The 21,820-nt window shown below is 55.6% G+C and carries 25 protein-coding genes and 1 other annotated feature; of the genes, 23 read left to right on the forward strand and 2 right to left on the reverse strand.

Going from position 1 to position 21,820, the window contains the following annotated elements:
• Positions 1–21: 21 nt before the first annotated feature.
• The 11 genes from minC (at position 22) to pheA (ending at position 8,404) form a co-directional block, all read left to right on the forward strand.
• Complete coding sequence (gene minC, locus CWI35_RS15220; RefSeq protein ID WP_013144614.1) at positions 22–714, forward strand: septum site-determining protein MinC; 693 nt, start codon at positions 22–24, stop codon at positions 712–714.
• A 2-nt stretch (positions 715–716) separates the two neighbouring features.
• Positions 717–1,520, forward strand: coding sequence for a septum site-determining protein MinD (minD, locus tag CWI35_RS15225; RefSeq protein ID WP_011232089.1), 804 nt, complete (start codon positions 717–719; stop codon positions 1,518–1,520).
• Positions 1,521–1,783: 263 nt separating this feature from the next.
• Positions 1,784–2,551 (forward strand): M23 family metallopeptidase, encoded by a 768-nt coding sequence (locus CWI35_RS15235; protein ID WP_069304424.1) that lies wholly within the window; start codon positions 1,784–1,786, stop codon positions 2,549–2,551.
• The gene (locus tag CWI35_RS15240) at positions 2,544–3,404 is read left to right on the forward strand and encodes a site-2 protease family protein (protein WP_119877906.1); all 861 of its coding nucleotides are present in this window, start codon (positions 2,544–2,546) and stop codon (positions 3,402–3,404) included. Before CWI35_RS15235 ends, CWI35_RS15240 begins: the two co-directional genes overlap by 8 nt.
• 387 nt (positions 3,405–3,791) lie before the next feature.
• Positions 3,792–3,871, forward strand: a sequence feature (ribosomal protein L21 leader region).
• A 14-nt stretch (positions 3,872–3,885) separates the two neighbouring features.
• On the forward strand, positions 3,886–4,194 hold the full coding sequence (gene rplU, locus CWI35_RS15245) for a 50S ribosomal protein L21 (RefSeq protein WP_011232086.1): 309 nt from the start codon (positions 3,886–3,888) through the stop codon (positions 4,192–4,194).
• 2 nt (positions 4,195–4,196) lie between these two features.
• Positions 4,197–4,526: a ribosomal-processing cysteine protease Prp gene (locus tag CWI35_RS15250; RefSeq protein WP_011232085.1), complete on the forward strand. Its 330-nt coding sequence runs from the start codon at positions 4,197–4,199 to the stop codon at positions 4,524–4,526.
• A gap of 15 nt (positions 4,527–4,541) precedes the next feature.
• Positions 4,542–4,832, forward strand: a complete 291-nt coding sequence (rpmA, locus tag CWI35_RS15255) for a 50S ribosomal protein L27 (RefSeq protein WP_011232084.1) — start codon at positions 4,542–4,544, stop codon at positions 4,830–4,832.
• 171 nt (positions 4,833–5,003) lie between these two features.
• On the forward strand, positions 5,004–5,552 hold the full coding sequence (locus CWI35_RS15260) for a sporulation initiation phosphotransferase B (RefSeq protein WP_011232083.1): 549 nt from the start codon (positions 5,004–5,006) through the stop codon (positions 5,550–5,552).
• A gap of 223 nt (positions 5,553–5,775) precedes the next feature.
• The gene (gene obgE, locus CWI35_RS15265; protein ID WP_033025916.1) at positions 5,776–7,074 is read left to right on the forward strand and encodes a GTPase ObgE; all 1,299 of its coding nucleotides are present in this window, start codon (positions 5,776–5,778) and stop codon (positions 7,072–7,074) included.
• A gap of 16 nt (positions 7,075–7,090) precedes the next feature.
• Positions 7,091–7,534, forward strand: coding sequence for an ACT domain-containing protein (locus CWI35_RS15270; protein WP_011232081.1), 444 nt, complete (start codon positions 7,091–7,093; stop codon positions 7,532–7,534).
• A gap of 21 nt (positions 7,535–7,555) precedes the next feature.
• Entirely contained in the window at positions 7,556–8,404 is an 849-nt protein-coding gene (gene pheA / locus CWI35_RS15275) for a prephenate dehydratase (RefSeq protein WP_011232080.1), read from the forward strand.
• A gap of 113 nt (positions 8,405–8,517) precedes the next feature.
• On the opposite strand, the gene CWI35_RS15280 is transcribed toward pheA, so the two are convergent.
• Both CWI35_RS15280 and CWI35_RS15285 read right to left on the reverse strand, forming a co-directional pair.
• On the reverse strand, positions 8,518–9,057 hold the full coding sequence (locus CWI35_RS15280; RefSeq protein ID WP_014196418.1) for a transcription repressor NadR: 540 nt from the start codon (positions 9,055–9,057) through the stop codon (positions 8,518–8,520).
• A 15-nt stretch (positions 9,058–9,072) separates the two neighbouring features.
• Positions 9,073–10,197, reverse strand: coding sequence for an IscS subfamily cysteine desulfurase (locus CWI35_RS15285; protein ID WP_119877907.1), 1,125 nt, complete (start codon positions 10,195–10,197; stop codon positions 9,073–9,075).
• 69 nt (positions 10,198–10,266) lie between these two features.
• Between CWI35_RS15285 and nadB the strand changes: the two genes are divergently transcribed.
• From nadB to CWI35_RS15345, 12 genes are all read left to right on the forward strand, one after another.
• On the forward strand, positions 10,267–11,859 hold the full coding sequence (gene nadB / locus CWI35_RS15290) for an L-aspartate oxidase (protein WP_173400011.1): 1,593 nt from the start codon (positions 10,267–10,269) through the stop codon (positions 11,857–11,859).
• Positions 11,860–11,887: 28 nt separating this feature from the next.
• Positions 11,888–12,718, forward strand: coding sequence for a carboxylating nicotinate-nucleotide diphosphorylase (nadC, locus tag CWI35_RS15295; protein ID WP_011232076.1), 831 nt, complete (start codon positions 11,888–11,890; stop codon positions 12,716–12,718).
• Positions 12,719–12,732: 14 nt separating this feature from the next.
• On the forward strand, positions 12,733–13,836 hold the full coding sequence (gene nadA, locus CWI35_RS15300) for a quinolinate synthase NadA (protein WP_119877908.1): 1,104 nt from the start codon (positions 12,733–12,735) through the stop codon (positions 13,834–13,836).
• 158 nt (positions 13,837–13,994) lie between these two features.
• Positions 13,995–15,551, forward strand: a complete 1,557-nt coding sequence (gene safA / locus CWI35_RS15305) for a SafA/ExsA family spore coat assembly protein (protein ID WP_042380597.1) — start codon at positions 13,995–13,997, stop codon at positions 15,549–15,551.
• A complete protein-coding gene (locus CWI35_RS15310) occupies positions 15,535–16,479 on the forward strand; it encodes a phosphotransferase (protein ID WP_011232073.1) in 945 nt (314 codons plus the stop codon). The genes safA and CWI35_RS15310 overlap by 17 nt, the downstream gene beginning before the upstream one ends.
• A 34-nt stretch (positions 16,480–16,513) precedes the next feature.
• Positions 16,514–17,254: an NAD(+) synthase gene (gene nadE, locus CWI35_RS15315; RefSeq protein ID WP_011232072.1), complete on the forward strand. Its 741-nt coding sequence runs from the start codon at positions 16,514–16,516 to the stop codon at positions 17,252–17,254.
• A gap of 115 nt (positions 17,255–17,369) precedes the next feature.
• Positions 17,370–18,104, forward strand: coding sequence for a YhcN/YlaJ family sporulation lipoprotein (locus CWI35_RS15320; RefSeq protein ID WP_011232071.1), 735 nt, complete (start codon positions 17,370–17,372; stop codon positions 18,102–18,104).
• 138 nt (positions 18,105–18,242) lie between these two features.
• A complete protein-coding gene (locus tag CWI35_RS15325; protein WP_014196414.1) occupies positions 18,243–18,983 on the forward strand; it encodes a YebC/PmpR family DNA-binding transcriptional regulator in 741 nt (246 codons plus the stop codon).
• A 228-nt stretch (positions 18,984–19,211) separates the two neighbouring features.
• Positions 19,212–19,688, forward strand: a complete 477-nt coding sequence (locus CWI35_RS15330; protein ID WP_011232069.1) for an intercompartmental signaling factor BofC — start codon at positions 19,212–19,214, stop codon at positions 19,686–19,688.
• Between the two features lie 103 nt (positions 19,689–19,791).
• On the forward strand, positions 19,792–20,376 hold the full coding sequence (gene ruvA / locus CWI35_RS15335; RefSeq protein ID WP_011232068.1) for a Holliday junction branch migration protein RuvA: 585 nt from the start codon (positions 19,792–19,794) through the stop codon (positions 20,374–20,376).
• A 25-nt stretch (positions 20,377–20,401) separates the two neighbouring features.
• Positions 20,402–21,403 (forward strand): Holliday junction branch migration DNA helicase RuvB, encoded by a 1,002-nt coding sequence (ruvB, locus tag CWI35_RS15340; RefSeq protein WP_011232067.1) that lies wholly within the window; start codon positions 20,402–20,404, stop codon positions 21,401–21,403.
• The gene (locus CWI35_RS15345) at positions 21,400–21,606 is read left to right on the forward strand and encodes a DUF2905 domain-containing protein (RefSeq protein WP_013524224.1); all 207 of its coding nucleotides are present in this window, start codon (positions 21,400–21,402) and stop codon (positions 21,604–21,606) included. The genes ruvB and CWI35_RS15345 overlap by 4 nt, the downstream gene beginning before the upstream one ends.
• Positions 21,607–21,820 lie beyond the last annotated feature (214 nt).

The following is a 21,820-nucleotide window of genomic DNA, read 5'->3' on the forward strand; positions in this document are numbered from 1 at the left end:
TTTGTAGAATTATTCGTTGGGGTGAACGTTGTGGCGAAACAAAAGCAGCAGTACGTGACGATTAAAGGGACGAAAGATGGGCTGACGCTGCATCTCGATGACCGCTGCTCGTATGACGATTTATTGAAAGAAATCGAGGAGCGGCTTGTCAAACAAGCTGGCGTCGCGCCAGACAGCCCCCTTGTCTCTGTTCATCTGAAAATTGGGAACCGCTATTTGACGCCTGCCCAAGAGGAAGAGGTGCGTGCGCTCATCCGCCGTTCAAAAAATTTGGTCGTCGATTCGATCGAAAGCAATGTTATGTCGAAAGCAGAAGCGATAGAATGGATGAGAAAAACGGAAATTGTGCCCGTTTCGCGCATTGTCCGTTCGGGACAAGTGCTTCATGTCGAAGGGGATTTGCTGCTGATCGGCGACGTGAACCCTGGCGGAACGGTCATTGCCGGAGGCAACATTTTCATTCTCGGCGCCCTGCGCGGCATCGCCCATGCCGGGTATGCCGGCAATAAACAGGCGATCATCGCTGCATCGGTCATGAAACCGATGCAGCTGCGCATCGGCGACATCATGAGCCGAGCGCCCGATTCGAAAACGGATGAAGGAAATGAAATGGAATGCGCCTATATTGATGAGCATAACCAAATTGTTGTCGACCGCCTTCAGCTGCTTATGCATTTGCGGCCGAATTTGACGCGCTTAGAAAGGAGAATGTGACCGTGGGAGAAGCGATCGTCATCACTTCCGGAAAAGGCGGCGTCGGCAAAACGACGACGACCGCGAACCTTGGGACGGCCCTCGCCATTCTAGGGAAGCGGGTGTGCCTTGTCGACACCGACATCGGGCTGCGCAACCTCGATGTCGTGCTTGGGCTTGAGAACCGAATTATTTATGATTTGGTCGATGTCGTGGAGGGGCGTTGCACGGTGCAGAAGGCGCTTGTGAAAGACAAGCGGTTCGATAACCATTTGTATTTGTTGCCGGCCGCGCAAACGAGCGATAAGTCGGCGGTCAACCCCGCGCAAATGAAACAGCTCATTGAGGAGCTGAAACAGGAATACGATTATGTGCTCATCGACTGTCCGGCTGGAATCGAACAAGGCTATCGCAACGCTGTCGCCGGCGCGGACGAAGCGATCGTCGTCACGACGCCGGAAGTGTCGGCGGTCCGCGACGCCGACCGCATCATCGGCTTGCTTGAAGCGGAGGAGCACGTCAAACCGCCGCGCCTCATCATCAACCGCATTCGCAGCCATATGGTGAAAAACGGCGATATGTTGGATGTCGACGAAATCATCTCGCATTTATCGATCGAGTTGCTCGGCATTATCGCCGACGATGAAAACGTGATCAAAGCGTCGAACCGCGGCGAGCCGATTGTGCTGGACCCAAACAGCAAAGCGTCGATCGCCTTCCGCAACATTGCCCGCCGCATCCTCGGCGAGTCGGTGCCGCTGCCGCCGCTTGAGGAAGAGGAGAAGGGGCTGTTTTCAAAGATTCGGAAAATATTTAGTTTGAAATAATAGAGTTGGCGCAAGAAGGCCGTTGAATGGGCCTTCTTTTTTTATTCATAATTGTTGTGCTGTTTGGAATTCCTGATCTGTAACAACGGAAGCAGATGGTATCGATCGGTTGCGGCGCTCAGCCGAAACGTTGGTGTGAAACCGTTTGAGGGATTTGTTCGCGGACGTGTTCGGCGAGGCGCGGCGAAAAACGCTCGTTCATATTCCATGAGGTTGTCTCATAAATTAGTACAAACGTTGTTGGAAAGGTGGAGGGGGGACGTATGGATCGACGCGTCCGTGAGATGAAAAAACGCATTGAAAAACGAAGAAGGGAACGTCAATATAAGGGGCAGGATCCAAAAGAATCTAGATGGAGCGTCGCTGATGAGGAGCGGTACGGGCTGCCGGTCGTCACGTATGACCGCTATTCGTTTGAATCCGCTCCCCATCCGTTGTTCCGCAAAGAATGGTTTTTATTCAAAACACTCATCGCTGCCTGTCTCGTGCTAGTGACGGCCATTTTGTTCCGGCATCCGTCCGCTTCCCTCGAGCCGGCGCGGCAGTTTATTGCCCGGACGATGGAAACCGAGTTTCAGTTTGCGGCCGTCTCAGCCTGGTATGAAAAAACGTTCGGTGAGCCGCTCGCTTTTTTTGCCCCGAAAAAGGAAGAAAAGGTGAAAACGGCTTCATCCTATGCAGTGCCGGCTTCTGGACGGATTCTCGAAAGTTTTGAAAAAAACGGGGAGGGTGTGACGATCGAAACCGAGAATGGAGCCAAAGTGGAAGCGATGAAAGAAGGGATTGTCACCTTTGCCGGTACGAAAGACCGTCTCGGCAAAACGGTCATCATCCAACATGCGGACGGCACGGAGACGTGGTATGGACGTTTGGGGGCCATTTCGGTGAAATTGTATGATTTTGTAGAAATGGGGCAGGAAGTTGGCACGGCCGGGGCGAGCGAGGCAAATAAACAGAAAGGGCTGTTTTATTTTGCTATTAAACAAGGAGATGAATTTATCGATCCGATTCAGGTGATTTCCTTTGAATAAGTATATGGCGCTGCTCGGGAAGCTGCACGTCCACCCACTGTTATGGTTGATCGGCGGCATCGCGGTGCTTACCGCCCATTTCAAGCAGCTTTGCCTGTTGTTTTTCATCGTCCTCGTTCATGAGCTTGGCCATGCGGCGGCAGCCGCGTTTTTCTCTTGGCGGGTGAAGCGGATTTTGCTGCTGCCGTTCGGCGGAGTGGCGGAAGTCGAAGAGCACGGCAACCGGCCGTTCCGCGAGGAGTGGATCGTGACGCTCGCCGGGCCGGCCCAGCATCTGTGGCTCGTAGCGGCGGCGTTTTTTTTGTGGAAGGCCGGCATGATGGATGGCGGGAGCTGGGAGCTCTTTTTTCGCTACAATGCGGCCATTTTCGCTTTGAACTTGCTGCCAATCTGGCCGCTGGATGGAGGCAAGTTATTGTTTTTGCTGCTGTCCTACCGCCGGCCGTTCAGCGATGCGCATCGAAACACGGTCGCCATATCGGCCGCCGTGCTTGCTGTCGGCGTCGTTCTTTTGTTTGTGTTGGCGCTGCGCCAGCTTGATTTATGGGCGATCGCCGCCTTTTTGGCGCATGCTCTTTGGCAGGAGCAAAAGCAGCATCCGTATGTCGTCATGCGCTTTTTGCTTGAGCGGTATTATGGAAACAAAGGCGGCTATACAAAGCTGCGGACGATTACGGCGCCGGCGGACGAACGCATCTCGGCCGTGCTGCAGCGATTTTACCGCGGACAAAAGCATGCGATCATCGTCGTTCGCGACGGGCGCGAACGGGCGACGCTCGATGAAAACGAGCTGCTGCATGCGTTTTTTGCCGAAAAACAAGCCGATGCGCCGCTTGGCGCTCTCATCTATTGATCGTGGCTATATATAAAAGTTTCACATATCCTTGATGGAAAAGTCGCTTATCTATTTTTCGACTGACGAAGGCAAGCCACAGGCTTGCCCTCGTCACACCTTGGCGTGACGGGAGGCCGAACAGCCGCTCGCTTCACAGACTCATACATGGGTCTGAAAGCGGCGTTGTTCGGTCGATCAACAGTCGATCAAATACTCGGTAAAGTTGCAAATGGCAAAGCTTCAAATGGCCTCTCTATATAGTCGTTTGCACCGTTTCATCATCGCCCGCCGGGGGACGAAGATGACGGTTGACGGCCGGCCGTTTCTATGTTACGATAGATGACGTTGTAGACTTTTTGTCCTGCCAACAAGGGCAAAAGAGGGCGGCTGTCGCAAAAAGACGCACCCGCACTACAACCGCTCAGCGCGGGCGATGAAGCGCTCCGTCTTGGGCCGCCTTGGCGCTGGCGAGTCTGAGTCCATGAAGGAGGTGCGATGCATGTACGCAATTATCGAAACTGGCGGCAAACAATTGAAAGTCGAAGAAGGCCAAGAAATTTACATCGAAAAATTGGATGCGAATGAAGGCGATACGGTCACGTTTGACAAAGTGCTGTTCGTCGGCGGGGAAACGGTGAAAATCGGCAACCCGACAGTCGAAGGCGCAACCGTGACGGCGAGAGTGCAAAAACACGGCCGACAAAAGAAAATCATCGTCTTCAAATATAAAGCGAAAAAGAACTATCGCCGCAAACAAGGCCACCGTCAGCCGTACACGAAAGTCGTCATCGAAAAAATCAACGCGTAAAGATGATCCGCGTCACGATTGAACGGGAAGCGGACGGCCGCATCCGCGCGTTTACGATGGAAGGGCACGCCCATTTTGCGAAACGCGGGCAGGACATTGTATGCGCCGGCGCTTCGGCGGTCTCGTTCGGCACGATCAACGCCATCGAGACACTTATTGGCGTAAGCCCGCATGTTTCGCTCGGCAAAGACGGCGGCTACCTCCGCTGCGAGCTTCCGGAGCTGGAAGAAGCGGCGGCAGAGAAAGTACAGTTGTTGTTGGAAGCGATGGTCGTTTCGCTAAAGACGATCGAACGCGATTACGGAACATTTATCCGCGTGACATCCATCTAGCGGGAGGTGACTGCCATGCTGAGACTTGACCTGCAATTTTTTGCTTCGAAAAAAGGGGTCGGTTCGACGAAAAACGGCCGCGACTCGATCGCGAAACGTCTTGGCGCAAAACGGGCTGACGGTCAATTCGTCACCAGCGGTTCGATTTTGTACCGTCAACGCGGAACGAAAGTCCATCCGGGCTTGAACGTCGGCCGCGGCGGCGACGATACGCTGTATGCGAAAATCGACGGCATCGTACGCTTCGAGCGGCTCGGCCGCGACCGCAAACGCGTCAGCGTCTACCCGGTCAGCCAAGAAGCGTAATCGATGTGGAAAAAACTCTAACCGTTCGGTTAGAGTTTTTTCTTTTTGGCGTAGAAAAATCGTTCCTGTTCAATGTCAAAAAATGTTATAGTAAAAGTACATGCCTCCCCCATGGAGGCGGAAGTCCAAGCGAGGCAGGGAGCCTACGCTTAGTGGATAGGGGAGCGTCGGATGGAGAAGCGATGGACTGTCGTTGAGGTGATGCGCCATGCCCGCCATGACTGGCTGAACAAAATTCAGCTCATCAAAGGGCATTTGGCGCTTAATAAAATCGAACGGGTGCAGGAAATCATTGAAGACATGATCGGCGAGATGCATCAGGAAACACGGTTGACGAATTTGAAGGCCGAGCGGTTCGCCGAGCTTATCATGACCTATAACTGGGAGCCGCGTCCGCTCGTTCTTGAGTATGAAATCATGGACGGCAAAGCGGATTGGTCGCAGTACGATGAACAGCTGGCTGAATGGTGCCGCAAATTTTTTCGCCTGCTCGAAGCGCAATCCGATGAGCGGACAGAAAACCATTTATGTTTGTCCATTGAGCTGTCCGACCGACGGGCGGCGCTGTTTTTGGATTACCGCGGCACGTTTAGGGACGGCGAAACCATTCGCGCTTGGCTTGAGCGCTGCGAACCATCACCGCCGCTTCGGCTCGCGTCGTTTGCCGTTGGCGAGGGCGAATTGACGGTGGAGCTTGAGCTTTTGTCGGCGGAATCTTGATCGTTGATTGGATGAAGGAGCACGGAAGAGTTCATGGAGTGCGGACGGATCGATCCAATCGGACCGGAAAGCGGCGGATGGGCTTGAACCGCCCGCCAGCCCGCAGACGGCCGATGCTTGCGTACATATTGACATCATGGAATCGACTCTGTATACAATAATAAGTATTAGTCATACTCATTTCGCCATGATACCATGATGGAAGCGAATCGGAGGAACAGCCATGTTTGTTGATCAGGTGAAAATTTATGTGAAAGGCGGGGACGGCGGCAACGGCATGGTCGCGTTCCGCCGGGAAAAATACGTCCCAAAAGGCGGGCCGGCCGGCGGAGACGGCGGCAAAGGCGGCGATGTCGTCTTTGTCGTTGATGAAGGGCTGCGGACGTTGATGGATTTCCGCTACCAGCGCCATTTTAAAGCGCCGCGCGGCGAAAACGGCATGTCGAAAAACCAGCATGGCAAAAATGCGGAAGACTTGATTGTCAAAGTGCCGCCAGGCACCGTTGTCATCGATGCGGATACGAACGAAGTGCTCGCCGATTTGACCGAGGCGGGGCAGCGGTTTGTCGTCGCCAAAGGCGGGCGCGGCGGGCGCGGCAACACCCGATTTGCGACGGCGTCCAACCCAGCGCCGGAAATTGCGGAAAACGGCGAACCGGGCGAAGAGCGCAACATCATTTTAGAGCTGAAGCTTCTCGCTGACGTCGGGCTGGTCGGGTTTCCAAGCGTCGGCAAATCGACGCTGCTGTCGGTTGTCTCCGCAGCCCGTCCGAAAATCGCCGAGTACCATTTTACGACGCTCGTTCCGAACTTGGGCGTTGTCGAAACGGAAGACGGGCGCAGTTTTGTGATGGCCGACTTGCCGGGATTGATTGAAGGGGCCCATCAAGGGGTCGGGCTCGGGCATCAGTTTTTGCGCCATATTGAACGGACGCGTGTCATCGTCCATGTCATCGACATGGCGGCGGTCGAAGGGCGCGATCCGTACAACGATTATCTCGTCATCAACGAAGAGCTGAAACAGTACAATTTGCGCTTGACCGAGCGGCCGCAAATTGTTGCCGCCAATAAAATGGACATGCCGAACGCCGAAGAAAATTTGCGCCGCTTCAAAGAGAAAGTCGGCGATGCGGTGCCGGTCTTTCCGATTTCTGCAGCGACAAGACAAGGAGTGCGCGAGCTGTTGTTTGCCATCGCCGACCTGTTGGAAACGACGCCGGAATTCCCGCTTCATGAACGGGAAGATCCGGCCGTGCAGCGCGTCGTGTACAAATATGAAAAAGAGGAGCCGCCGTTTACGATCACCCGCGCCAGCGACGGAGCATTCATTTTGGCGGGCGGCAAAATTGAAAAGTTGTTTAAGATGACGGATTTCTCGCGCGAAGAATCGGTGCGCCGCTTCGCCCGCCAGCTTAAGGCGATGGGGGTGGATGATGCGCTGCGCGAGCGCGGCGCGAAAGACGGAGACACGATCCGGTTGCTTGATTACGAGTTCGAGTTTGTCGACGACTGGGATGAATAGAGCGGGGGAAGGTGCGGTGGAGAAAAAATTTTATTTGGTGCGCGAAGACGTCCTGCCGGAAGCGATGAAGAAAGTCGTGCTCGCGAAACAGCTGCTTGAGCGGAAAAAAGCCGCCTCGGTCGCCGAGGCGGCGCAGCTCGCCAACATCAGCCGCGGTGTGTTTTACAAATACCGCGATGCCATTTTTCCGTTCCAAGCGGTGACGAAAGAAAACATCGTCACGCTCTTTTTCCATTTAGAAGACCGCTCCGGAACGTTGTCACAGCTGCTTGGCGTTGTGGCGGCGGCCGGCTGCAACGTGCTGACCATCCATCAAACGATTCCGCTTCAAGGGAGGGCGAACGTGACGCTGTCGGTCAGCACAAACGATATGAACGAGGAGATTGATGAGCTCCTCGCTAAGCTCAAACAGCTCGAATTTGTCGAAAAAGTGGAAATTGTCGGTTCGGGAGTGTATTAAAGCAAGGGAGAGGCAAACGAGATGAAAATCGGTTATTTAGGACCGAAGGCGACGTTCACCGAAGCGGCGGCTGCTCTTCTTTTTCCGTCGCAGCCGCGGGAGCCGTATGACACGATTCCCGATTGCATTGACGCCGCGGCGGCCGGAGAGATTGAAGCGGCCGTGGTGCCGCTCGAGAACGCCTTGGAAGGATCGGTCAATTTGACACTCGACTATTTAATTCACGAACAGCCGTTGCCGATCATCGGCGAAATCGTTGTGCCGATCGAGCAACATTTGATGGTGCACCCATATTTCACCCCTCATTGGCGCGAAGTGAAAGAAGTGTATTCCCACTCGCACGCCATTGCCCAATGCCGGAAGTTTTTGCATACGGTGCTGAAAGGGGCGAAGCAAGTGCCGATGACGTCAACGAGCGCCGCCGCGAAATTTGTGAGCGAGCATCCGCACTTGCCGGCGGCGGCGATCGCCAACCGGCTGGCGGCGGAAAAATACGGGCTAGTGATCGTGCAGGAAAACGTCCACGATTACGATTACAACCATACGCGCTTTATTGTCGTCAGCCGGCGCAAAGAGCCGCTTTCGCCTGCTTCGCCTCTTTATGCTGGCGACAAGACGACCGTGGTCGTCATGCTGCCGCAAGACCGTCCGGGCGCACTCCATCAAGTGTTATCAGCGTTTGCCTGGCGGCGGCTCAACTTGACGAAAATCGAATCGCGCCCAGCGAAAACGGGCCTTGGAAATTATTTCTTTATTATTGACATCGACGCGCCGATGGATGACGTCCTCATCCCGGGGGCGATCGCGGAAATTGAGGCGCTCGGCTGCACAGTGCAGCTGTTGGGCAGCTATCCATATTATTTTGCTTGACGAAGACGAAAAAATGCGGATGGGTCATAGCCGTCCGCATTTTCTCTTTATCCAGCGTCCTGACGTACGGCATTTGCGAAGAGGGAATGACGGACGAGCGCAAGGCGATCCGTTCACGCTTCGATCAGAAATCCAGCCTGTTTCAAGGCGCGGCAGGCGGCGTCAAGCTTCACTGGTGAATCGGCTTCCAGCGTATGCAAATGGGTTCCGTCCGTCAGCTGCAACAAATACGACGATTTTGTCGCCTCGATTTTGGCGATGAATTGGTCGACTTCCAGGCGGTTGCTCACCATGATCGAGGCGGTTAAATCGCCGTAGACCGGATGCTCGATTTTGACGTCCTTGACCGTCACGCCGCAATCCACGAGCAAATACAACTCTTCTTTCGTCTGTTCTGGCGTATGGAAGCAGGCGATCGTCCTCGTGTACGTTTTGGCCGGTTCAGCCGGCTTTAAATACAAATAGCCTTGGCTTGTGGCGATGATTGGTTCGTTGCGCGCCTTTAACAGTGAAATGTCTTGGACGATCACTTGGCGGCTGACGTTCGTTTTCGCTGCCAGCTCAGCCCCCGTGAGCGGCGCTTCGCTTTCTTTCAACCATTGCAAAATGAGCTGGCGCCGCCTTTCCCCTAAAATTTTCTTTTCCTCTTTCACCTGCCATTCCTCCTTTCATGCCGATGTAAGTCGCTCCAATGTGGAAACGAACTGGTCGATCTCCGCTTCGGTCGTGGCCGCGCCCAATGAGATGCGGATGAATTGCTTCGCTTCTTCAGGCGTTTTCCCGACGGCGAGCATCGTCCGCGACGGCGCTTGCAGCCCGACTTGGCAGGCGCTGCCGGTGGAAATGGCGATGCCGGCGCGGTTGCATTCAAGCATCACAAGCTGCCCTTCGTACCCAGCGATGGACAAACCGATAATATGGGCAAGACGGAAATCGGGATGGCCTTCCACCGTCACCGGCAGCTGTTTGGCGGCGATGGCGTGAAGCAACCGATTCCGCAGTCGTTCCAAACGCGACTGTTCGTCCGCCATTCGTCGATGGAGCTGCTGCGCGGCCGTAATGAAGGCGGCAATACCCGGTACGTTGACCGTTCCCGGCCGAAAGCCTGATTCGTGCGTCGCTCCCGGGAATACCGGCTTCCAATGCCGGCGCGGGTTGATGTACACAGCGCCGACCCCTTTGGGACCGTACACTTTATGGGCGGAAACGGATAGGCTGTCTAGTCCTATCTCTTGAACATCTAGCTGTATTTTAGCAAAAGTTTGCACGCAGTCGCTATGAAAAAGGACGCCGTGCGCCCGCAGGAGGCGGCCGATGTCGGCAAGCGGCTGAATCGTGCCGATTTCCGAGTTGGCGTGCTGGATGGAAGCAAGGATCGTCTTCGGCGTGATCGCCCGCTCCAAATCGGCAAGTCGAATGCGCCCGAATCGGTCGACGGGCAAATACGTGACCGTATATCCTTCTGTTTCCAGCTGTTTGAACAGGTGATGGAGCGAGGCATGCTCGATTTCGGTCGTGATCAGGTGGTTTCCCTTATGCCGGTAGGCGGCAGCTAGCGAACGGATCGCGAGCACGTTCGCTTCCGTTCCGCCGCTTGTGAAATAGATCCCTTCCGCTTCTCCGTTAATCATGGCGGCGAGTTCGCGCCGGCATAAGGCAAGCAGTTGTTTCGCTTTCGTTCCGATGTCATGCAAGCTGCTTTCGTTGCCAAAGTAAACGGACGCCGCTTCAGCGTAAGCGGCGATCGCCTCTTGGCACATTGGCGTCGTTGCCGCGTAATCCAAATAAATCATATTCCCCCGCCTTTGCATCATTTTTTTCGCCAAACCTCTTGCCATTAGTTTAAATATGTGTAAATATAGATGTCAAGACAGGTGAAAAGAAAGGGGCGTCCGAGAGTGAAGGAAGGTGGCGTGATTATCGTCGGAAGCGGGCTGGCGGCGTTAACGGTCGCGTATCATTTATCTGAGCTCGACCATGTGATGATATTCACGAAAAAACGTTGCACCGACAGCAATTCATGGCGGGCGCAAGGAGGGGTGGCCGCGGCGCTGGCAGAGAGCGACGATTGGCGCGCTCATTTCCGCGATACGATGGTCGCCGGCTGCTTTCATAACGATGAACGAATGGTCGAACGGCTCGTCCGCGAAGGGCCGAGGCGGCTGCAAGAATGGATCAACGCCGGCATGGCGTTTGATCGGGACGAACGCGGCCGGTTTTGTTTCGGCCTTGAAGGCGGGCATAGCCACCGCCGGATTTTGCACGCCGGCGGCGATCAAACGGGCAAAGCACTCGTTTCGTTTTTGCTTGAGCGGCTCGAGGGACGCGTATGGATGGAAGAAGGCGAGCAGGTGATTGATTTGCTTGTGGAAGAGGGGCGTTGCGTCGGGGTGAAAACGAAGCGGGAAGACGGTTCGGTGTCCATTTGGCCGGCGTCGGCCGTCGTGTTGGCGACCGGTGGATGCGCCGGATTGTATACGTTCACTTCCAATGCGCCGACGGCGACTGGCGACGGCATTGCCATGGCGTACCGCGCCGGTGCGGCGGTGGCGGATATGGAGTTTATCCAATTTCATCCGACGATGCTCGTTGCCGGCGGAAAAGCGGTCGGGCTCGTCTCGGAAGCGGTGCGCGGCGAAGGGGCGGTGCTTGAGGCGGAAGATGGAAGACCGCTGATGGACGGCGTCCATCCGCTTCGCGATCTCGCTCCGCGCGACATCGTCGCCCGAGCGATCGCGGCGGAACTCGATCGCGGCGGCCGCGTCTATTTGAATATTTCCCGCGTGTCCCACTTCCGCCGCCGCTTTCCGACGATCGCCGCGCTATGTGAGGCCTATGGCGTCGACCTTGAAGCCGGCCGCCTTCCTGTCGCGCCGGGCGCCCATTTTTTAATGGGCGGCGTTGTCGTCAACGAGTGGGGGCAGACGACGGTTCCGGGCTTGTACGCCGTCGGGGAAGCGGCGTGCACCGGTGTGCACGGCGCCAACCGGCTCGCGAGCAACTCGTTGCTTGAAGCGATCGTCTTTGGATTCCGTGCGGCCTGCGCCATCCGCCGTCAAGCGGCGTGGCCGGAAACGGTGCACCGAGCGGATTCATCCAGCCCGCGTCGTTTGATTGTACCACGGCTGCCAGAGCGGGCGTTGCTCCGCGAACAGCTGTCAACGTTTGTCGGCATCGTCCGCAACGGCGATCGGCTTCGCGAAGCGGTCGACTGGTTGGAACAGTTTTCGTTGCCGGATTGGCTGGATGGCGACCTTGAACGATTGTCGGCAGAGGAGATTGAAACAGGATATATGTTGCTAGTGGGCTGGCTTGTCGCTTCATCAGCGCTTGGGCGCACGGAAAGCCGCGGCGGCCATTACCGGAGCGATTTTCCGCGTGAACGCCCGGAGTGGCGGGGGCGGCGCCTCGTGCGGACGAAAGAAGAGTGGGCCCGCCTTGGGGCTGGGAGGTAAAGCGGCAAAGAAAACGGAGGGATGAAAGATGAACCGGTTGAAGCTCGAACAACTGTTGCGACAGTTTTTTCTTGAAGATATTGGCGACGGCGATGTGACGAGCGAGACGATTTTTCCGGCTCATGAACGGGCATCAGGCATGTTTATGGCCAAAGCGGACGGGGTGGTGGCCGGCGTCGGCATTATTGCGGCGGGCTATCAGCTGCTGGATCCGCGCGTCGAAGTAACCATCATGAAACAGGACGGCGAACGGGTCCAAGCCGGCGAAACGATCGCCGTCGCATCCGGACCGGTCGGGCCGCTGTTGTCCGGTGAGCGCGTCATTTTAAACTTGCTGCAGCGGTTAAGCGGCATTGCCACCGTGACGCGACAGGCCGTTGACTTGCTTGGCAATAGCTCCACACGCATTTGCGACACGCGGAAAACGACGCCGGGGCTGCGCATGCTTGAAAAATATGCCGTCACATGCGGCGGCGGCTACAATCACCGCTTTGGCTTGTACGACGGTGTCATGATTAAAGACAACCATATCGCCTTTTGCGGATCGATCGCCCGCGCCGTCAAAACGGTGCGGGAGCGGCTTGGGCATATGGTGAAAATCGAAGTAGAGACCGAAACGGAAGACGAAGTGCTCGAGGCGGTCGAGGCCGGGGTGGATGTCATTATGTTTGACAACCGGACGCCGGATGAGGTGCGGGCGTTCGTCCGGCTTGTGCCAAAGCCGATCATCACGGAAGCGTCGGGGGGAATTACGCTCGCCAATGTGGCGGCGTACGGCGCGACCGGAGTCGACTACATTTCGCTCGGATGTTTAACCCATTCCGCCCCGGCGCTCGATATGAGTTTCAATTTGCGATAATGGAGGGGAGAACCGTGAACGTCCTTGAACAGTTGAAACGGCTGGATGAGATGCCCAAACGGTATAAAACGATGGAACGAAGCGAGCTCGAAGCACGCGCCCGCGCGGTGAAAGAACGGTTCGGCCGGCGCCTTTTCATCCCGGGTCATCACTACCAAAAGGATGAGGTCATTCAGTTCGCCGATGCGACCGGCGATTCGCTTCAGCTTGCCCAGCTCGCGGCAAAGAACAGCGAAGCCGAATATATTGTGTTTTGCGGCGTCCATTTTATGGCGGAAACCGCCGATATTTTAACGAGCGACGACCAAACGGTCATTTTGCCGGACTTGCGCGCCGGCTGTTCAATGGCCGATATGGCCGATATTTTTCAAGTCGAGCGGGCATGGGCGGCGCTTATTGAGCGGTTTGGCGAGACGATCGTGCCGCTTGTGTACGTCAATTCGACCGCGGCGATTAAAGCGTTTGTCGGCCGCCATGGCGGAGCGACCGTCACCTCGTCGAACGCGAAAAAGATGATGGCTTGGGCGTTTTCACGGAATGAACGGATTTTCTTTTTGCCGGATCAGCATTTAGGGAGAAATACGGCCTATGCGCTCGGCATCCGTCTTGACGAGATGGCGGTGTGGGATCCGCATGAGGAGACGCTCCAAGGGGAGGACGATCTCGACAAGGTGAAAGTCATTCTTTGGAAAGGACATTGCTCCGTGCATGAAAACTTCACCGTGCGACAAATCGAGCATATTCGACGGATGAAGCCGGGAATCCATGTCATCGTCCATCCGGAATGCAGCTGGGAGGTCGTCCAGCAAGCAGACTACGCCGGTTCGACAAAATACATTATTGAAACGATCCGCAATGCTCCACCCGGCACCCAGTGGGCGATTGGAACGGAAATGAATTTGGTGAACCGGCTGAAGCATGAACATCCAGACAAAGAAATTGTTTCTCTCAATCCATATATGTGCCCGTGTTTAACGATGAATCGAATTGATTTGCCGCATTTCGTCTGGGCGCTCGAATCGCTTGAGCAAGGAGCGATCGTCAATCGCATCACCGTTCCGAAAGACATCGCCGCAGAGGCAAAAGAGGCGCTCGACCGCATGCTTTCGCTTGCCTAGCTTTTTCCCTGGCTTGACGAGGAGGGATCCTCGTTCGGTCAGGGATTTTTTTATCATAAATCAACGATCATCGTCATACATTGTGTTGAAAGACGATAACGGGAAACAAGCATCGGTTCGATCGAGCGTAAACAGTCTCGGTTTAGGAGGGGAATGGAGTGAAAATCCATATTGTCCAAAAGGGCGACACCCTTTGGAAAATCGCCCAAAAATATGGAGTGGATTTTGAACAATTGAAAAAAATAAATGGGCATTTGAGCGACCCGAATATGATTATGCCTGGAATGAAAATCAAAGTGCCGACAGCAGGGGTGCCGGTCAAAAAAGAGACGAAGGCGCTTGTGTCACCCAAAAAAATGCACGTAAAAGAGCACCCGTACGCGGAGGCGAAACCGTTCGTCTCATTCCACATTGATACCGAGCTTGACACTGCTGTCGCCCCTGCTCCGGAAGGCGAGGCAGCGGTAAACGAACCGGCGGGTGAGGCGCCGAAAGCAGTGGTAAAGAAAACGCCCAAAGCAGTCGTAAAGGAAACACCGAAAGCGCCGGAGAAGAAGGCGGAGAATGTGCCAGTGAATGAAGCGCCAAACGTGCCGGTGAACGAAATGCCAAATGTATCAGTGAATGAAACGCCAAATGTGCCCATCAATGAAGCGCCAAAGGCCGTCGAGAAGGAAGCGCCAAAAGCGGCACCAAAAGCAGTGGTGAATGAAGCGCCGAACGTACCGGTGAACGAAACGCCGAATGCGCCCATCAATGAAGCGCCAAAGGCACCGGCGGGTGAGGCGCCGAAAGCGGCGATGAACGAAACGCCAAAGGCTGTCGAGAAAAAAGCGCCAAAAGCAACGGCACAAGAAGCACCAAAAACGCCGAAAGCGGAGGCAAAAGAAGGGGCAAAAGCGAAAGGCGCCTCTGTGCCGCCGCTTGTGCATACGATTCCGCCGGTGGCCCCGCCTCCTCAACTTTCGTTCGCTCAATCGCTGGCCAACGTGCCGCCGATTCCGCCGAAGCCGAGCAATATTTTGCCCAACATGATGAAAGAGGAGGACAATGAAAGCCCAGCTGAATGGAAAGGGGAACCGGCGGCTGAGAGCGAAGACGCGCCGCCGCTGCCGAACATTCCATACGTTCCTGTCGCCCCGCCGACGATCCCAATATTTGGCACTGACCAAGGATGTACGCCAGTGCCGCCAGTTTGGCCGGGGAGCGGTTTTTACGCGCCGCCGCTGCCGATCATGCCGACGTCCTATCCGCCATCGTCTGCGCCGTCGGCCGTTGGGAAAAGCGGTGAAAGTCCGGAAAACGGTTCGGCGCCGTTTCCCGGCATTCACGAAAGCAGCAGTGAATCATTAGAGCCGCCGTTTTCTGGGCCTGGGGTTGCCGCCCCGTTTGTCCCGTCCGCAGGGGGCGTTCTCCCGCCGCCCGGCGCTGCAACGCCAGTTTATGCGCCGCCTGCGGCGCACCCCTCGCCTTTTGGGTATGCACCGGCCTATGCGCCGCCCCCGTACTATTATGGAGGGTACGCCCTGCCGGCTCCATACGGATATGCGCCGCAGTCAGCGCCGCCGCTTCCGTGGCCAGGCGTCGTTTATCCGACAAGTCCAGCGGGATACTCGCCGCCATCCTACCCGCCATCATCCGCCCCGCCGGTCGCCGGCCCCCGTTTGTTTAGCGAACCGCCGGATGAGGAGAGCGGGCATGGCGAGGAACAATAACCAAGTGAAAAGAGACGCCGCCGGCCGTCTCTTTTTTCTTCTTGACCGCCAATATCGGCTTGTTATTCAACAAGTTGTGGCATTGAAACCGCATGTCTTAGCCATTGCCGCCCGGCAAGGAATGTTTGTCGCCAAAGCGTATCGCTTTCCTGTTGCGGCCGCGCGGCACGCCTGGCTTCTTGCCGCATTAAGGAAGACCGGTTTTTCCGCCGCGCCGGCCCCTATGCCGATCGGGCGCGGAGGAGTGGTTGAAGCCGGCGGATGCTATTGGCTGCTGACGGAATATGTAGCCGGAGCGCGTCCAATCTCGTTTGCCGCTTGGGCTGACGCCGCTGACGGACTTCATTTGCTCGAACGTTACCATACCATAACGGCAAACATCGCCAGCAGCAAGCAGGAGGCGATGGGGCTGCCGCGTGCGCAGCTGTATGACAAATGGCGGCGCCGCTATGAGGAGTTTTGCCGACATTTGCCTGTTGTTGAAACGATCATGGACAAAGAAGACATTTTATTTACGCTGCGCTGGGCGGATTACTGTCTATCAACGTGTCGCGAGCATGCTCCAGAGTTGACGGCGGATTCTGCTGCCATCATTCATGGTGATGTCGCCTCCCATAATTTTTTGCGCACCACAACCGGCCAGATGTACCTCATCGACTATGACGCGGCCGCTCTTGCCTCGCCCGGGCTTGACTATTGCCAATACGCCAATCGCCTCTTGCCGTATATCGGTTGGTCATATTCAACACTCGCCCGTTTCGCTCCGCTTCGCCGTTGGTTGGAAAAACGCTGGTTTTTGCATGCGCTCTTATTTCCGGCTGATGTGTTTCGCGAATGGCGGTCAGCCGCCGCGCGCCGCCGCCCTCTTGTGTTTGACCGCAAGCGGAGAGAACGGTTTGTCCGCCGCCTTTATGCTATGCTACAATGAGAAATGGAATCTTTGGAAAAGGAGTCGAGGGCGGATGCAAGAAAAAATTGACAAACTCGTGCAATGGTTGCGTGACCAAGTCTCATCAGCCGGTTTAAACGGGGCGGTCGTCGGCATCAGCGGCGGCATCGACTCGGCGGTTGTCGCCCATTTGATTAAGCGTGCCTTTCCGGACGATTCGCTGGGGCTGATTATGCCTTGCAAAAGCAATCCGAAAGATATGGAAGATGCGCTGAAAGTGGTGAAAAGCTGCGGCATCCGGCATTTGGTCATCGATTTGACCGAGGCGCACCGGACGTTGTTTGGCGCGGTCGAGGCCGAGCTGAAAGCCATCGGGGAATGGAGCGAAGAGCGCGCGCGCCTCGGCGATGCGAATACAAGGGCGCGTTTGCGCATGACGACGTTGTATGCGGTCGCCAACAATTACGGCTATCTCGTCGTCGGTACGGACAACGCCGCCGAATGGCATACGGGCTACTTTACGAAATACGGTGACGGTGGAGTCGATTTAGTGCCGCTCATTCACTTTACAAAAGGCGAAGTGCGCGAAATGGGCCGTCTGCTCGGCGTCCCGGAAGAAATTATCAAGAAAGCTCCAAGCGCCGGACTGTGGGAAGGGCAGACGGATGAAAGCGAAATGGGCACGACGTATGAAATGATCGATAAATATTTAAAAGGGGAAGATATTCCAGAACGCGATCGGAAAATTATTGAACGGCTTCATGAACGTTCGCATCATAAACGGCAGTTGGCGATTGCGCCGCCGAAGTTTTAGCTGTCATCTCGTTGGGTTGAACTGACAGCGATAAACCCCCCGCGTTTGCCGCAAGCTAAACGTAAGGCTGGCTTCATGCCAGCCTTGGGCGAAGGAAACCAAGGGGGGTTTTCCATTGAGATACGCGGTCAGATGGATCGGCGCGTTGTCGGTCGCCGGATTGCTCGCCTCATGCACCAACTACCGGGCGAATGAGGAAGGGGCGCAGCGTTATCATGATGCGGCGAGACCGATCGGTTTTTACTCGACGGAGCGAGGCGACGATTTCCGCTATGGCCGATACGGGACGAATGCGCTCAATTATGACAACCGTTATATATGGGCGCGCCGCGGTCCGGTCACCGATTATTTGACGGACGGCGGCCGCCTCGGAGGACCAGCAGCGACCCGGTTTGACACGGACGTTCCGGCTCTTCCGCCCGACGTCGATTTCGGTGACAGTGATTACAACTACCATGGGCATTTGCACTCGCTAAACGTCGATCCGCACCCGTCGTACTACCGAAGCTATGCCGGCGGTTTGGCTGAGAAGCTCTCCCGCCGCGCCGCAGCGGTGAACGGAGTCGACGATGCCCGCGCGGTTGTGTATGGCGATCAGGCGCTCATCGCGATTGCCACAGACGCCCGCCATCCCAAGCGGCTTGAGAAGCGTGTCGAGCAAGCGGTCGCTCCGTACGCGGACGGCAAGCGGGTGCGCGTCACCTCGAATCCGAGCATGTACCACCGCATTCGCACGATTGACAACGCGCTTCGACGCGGGACTCCAATCAATATGGAAGAAATCCGCCGTGATTTGCGCACCATTTTTATCGATGGCACGATTCAAGAACGGCCGGAAAACACTCGGTGACAAACGAAAAAGGCGTCCCCAAAAAGCGGGGCGCCTTTTTTCATGGCTGCTCCTTCGCTGGAGCTTGGCTGACAATTTCCGCGTTTTTTGCTATAGTAATAGTCGGAACATTCCGTTGCGATGAGAGGAGAACTGTCGATGGCTGGACATTCGAAGTGGAAAAATATCCAACGGCGGAAAAATGCTCAAGATGCCAAACGCGGCAAACTGTTCATGAAACTGGCGAAGGAAATTTATGTGGCCGCCAAAAGCGGCGGAGGCGATCCAGCGTCCAATCCGAGCCTGCGCCTTGTCATTGAGAAGGCGAAAGCGGCCAACATGCCGAGCGAAAACATTGAACGGGCGATTAAAAAAGCAACTGGAACCCAAGAACATACCAACTATGAGGAAATTCGCTACGAAGGATATGGACCAGGCGGCGTTGCCGTCATGGTCGTTTGCCTGACGGATAATAAAAACCGCACCGCCGCCAACGTGCGTGCGGCGTTTTCGAAAAACGGCGGCAATTTAGGGGAAACGGGCTGCGTCTCCTATTTGTTCGAGCGCAAAGGGCTGCTCGTGATTGACCGCGAACAGCACAACGTTGATGAGGATGAATTGCTGCTGTTGGCCATTGAAGCGGGCGCCGAGGAGATGGAAACAACGGACGAATCGTTCGAAATTTATACAGCGCCCGAATCGTTTGAAACGGTGAAAGACGAGCTGGAACAGCAAGGATTCACGTTTGCCAGCGCGGAAATTACGATGATTCCGCAAACGTATACGACGCTTGAGGGCGACGATTTGAAAAAAATGCTGAAGTTGATCGATACGCTTGAAGATGATGATGACGTCCAAGAAGTGTACCATAATTTGGACGAATCGGTGCTTGAGGAGTAGCGACGTCCGTCGGCGAAGCCGGCGGATTTTTTTTGTACATACGTTCGAAGGTCGTGGAACATAATGGAATATGATGATCGAGCGCCGTTGGCTCGAATCCCCGCCCCACTTTTTGGATCGGCGGCAGCTTGCTTGGCAAAAAAGCTGATGGATCAAGGAATAAAATGGCGTCCGCTGGTGAAACTAGTGGCGTAAAGGAACCATCATCCGAGAAGAGAGGAACAAACGATGCGAATTCTTTCCCTCATACTGTGGATCGCCGCCATCGTGTTGCCGGTTCATTCGGCCTCCGCCGCACCGGTTAAGATGACGATTGTGCTCGAGCGGCAATACTTGGACGGAGAGATGAGCGAAGAGAAAGTCACCGAAACCGTCGATTCGATGACAGAAATATGGAAAAAATATCGCGGTTGGCAACTCGTGACGCTCGATGATCAGACGATCGTGTTTCGCAAAACAATCAACGACATTTCGCCGTTGTTAAAAACAAACGGCTACTTCGGAATTACGGACGATGGCACGTTGTCTATCTTCAACGGCAAACCGGGCCGGTCGAGCGAAATCATCCAGTCGTTTTTCCAAATCGACGTGCAAAAGCTCGAAAGCCGTCAGCAAGAAAAGCTGAAGAAAGGAATTCGCGTCCTCTCGAAAGAGCGGTATGAACAAGTGATCGAAATGTACCGCCATTTTGCGGTCGTCCAATAAACCAAGCGAAAGCCCGTGGTGCAAAGCGCATCGCGGGATTTCTTTTTGCTATAATGAAATCATATGATACAATGAAAGGACGAAAAAAGGAGAGGAGCATCCATTGATCGAGTTTATCCGTGGGTATGTCGATTACGTCTGCCCGGAATATATCGTCATCGACCATAACGGCATCGGCTACGAGATCTTTACGCCGAACCCGTTTGCGTTTCAGGAAAGCCGCGAGGCGGCGGTGACCGTCTATACATACGAATATGTACGCGAAGGTGTGCACGCCTTGTACGGGTTCCCAACGCGCGAGGAGCGCAACTTGTTCGCCAAGCTGCTGCAAGTGTCGGGCATCGGGCCGAAAGGCGGCCTCGCCATTTTGGCGGCCGGGCGTCCGGATGAACTGGCGCGGGCCATCGAGGAAGAAAACGAGGCGTTTTTATGCAAGTTTCCAGGCGTGGGCAAAAAGACGGCCCGGCAAATGATTTTGGATTTAAAAGGGAAGCTCGGGGCGCTTGCGGCGCCGGCGGCTGCACGTTCGGCCGCACCGCTTTCCGGTGCGCTCGCCGAGGCGGTGGCGGCGCTCAAGGCGCTCGGCTACGCTGAACGGGAGATCGAGAAAATCATTCCGGCGCTCCGCGAAGAAGCGATGTCGACGGAACAGTATGTGAAGCGGGCGCTGGCGCTGCTTTTGGGATAAACAGCGGCCAAAGGGAGGAATGACGGTGGAGGAACGGCTTGTATCCGGGGAGGTCTTAGGGGAAGAAACTGCGCTTGAACCGAGTTTGCGCCCGCAATATTTGCATGAATATATCGGGCAAGATAAGATCAAAGAAAACTTAAAAGTGTTCATTGAAGCGGCCAAGCTCCGCGAAGAGACGCTCGACCATGTGCTGCTGTACGGACCGCCGGGGCTTGGGAAAACGACGCTCGCCGTGATCATCGCCAATGAAATGGGCGTCAAGCTGCGAGCGACATCTGGACCGGCGCTCGAGCGGCCGGGAGATTTGGCGGCGCTTCTCACTTCGCTTGAGCCGGGGGATGTGCTCTTTATTGATGAGATCCACCGGCTGCCGCGGGCGGTGGAAGAGGTGCTCTATCCGGCGATGGAAGATTATTGCTTAGATATCACGATTGGCAAAGGGCCGGATGCGCGCACGCTTCGCCTCGACTTGCCGCCATTTACGCTCGTCGGGGCGACGACGAGAGCCGGGGCGCTGTCGGCGCCGCTTCGCGACCGGTTTGGTGTCATCAGCCGGCTCGAATACTATCACGTCGACCAACTCGCCCAAATCATTGAGCGGGCGGCGGCCATCTTGCAAATCGGCATCGAGCGCGAAGCGGCGCTTGAGCTTGCCCGTCGGGCGCGCGGCACGCCGCGCATCGCCAACCGTTTGCTGCGGCGCGTCCGCGATTTTGCGCAAGTGCGCGGAGAGGGGGGAATTACGCTGCCGCTTGCTGTCGAGGCGCTCGAGCGGCTGCAAGTCGACCGGCTCGGGCTCGACCAAATCGACCATAAGCTGCTTTCAGCGATGATTGAAAAATTCGCCGGCGGCCCGGTCGGGCTCGAAACGCTGGCGGCCGTCATCGGCGAAGAAGCACAAACGATTGAAGAAGTGTATGAGCCGTACTTGATGCAGATCGGTCTCTTGCAGCGTACGCCGCGCGGGCGCGTCGTCACGCCGGCTGCGTACACCCATTTAGGAATGGAGGTTCCGAAGCGGTGAACAGCTTGCCAAAGTTGATCATGACGATCGGCGTTGTGCTCATCATTGTCGGGTTTGTCATGCAGTTTGTCAAACTCGGCCGCTTGCCGGGGGATATCGTCATCCGCAAAGGGAATATGACGTTTTATTTTCCCGTTGTGACATCCATCTTGCTGAGCGTTGTGTTATCGTTGATTTTTTACGTGCTCGGACGATTTCGCTGAAGGAAGGAGAACTGCGTCAACTACCCCCACTTAGCTAACGCTTGAAGTGGGGGCTTGCAACTCCCCAGAAGTGCAAACGGACTTCGTCCTCCTTCCTTGACTTGGGGTTGCATCAGGGGGCAGGTTGACGACTACCCAACGACGCAGGTCATGCCTGCATCGTTACCGATTCTCTCGGTGTGTCTGTTGGCAGTACTTGGCTTCCACACACAAC

The organism is [Bacillus] caldolyticus (assembly GCF_003595605.1).
GTDB classification, from domain to species: domain Bacteria; phylum Bacillota; class Bacilli; order Bacillales; family Anoxybacillaceae; genus Geobacillus; species Geobacillus thermoleovorans.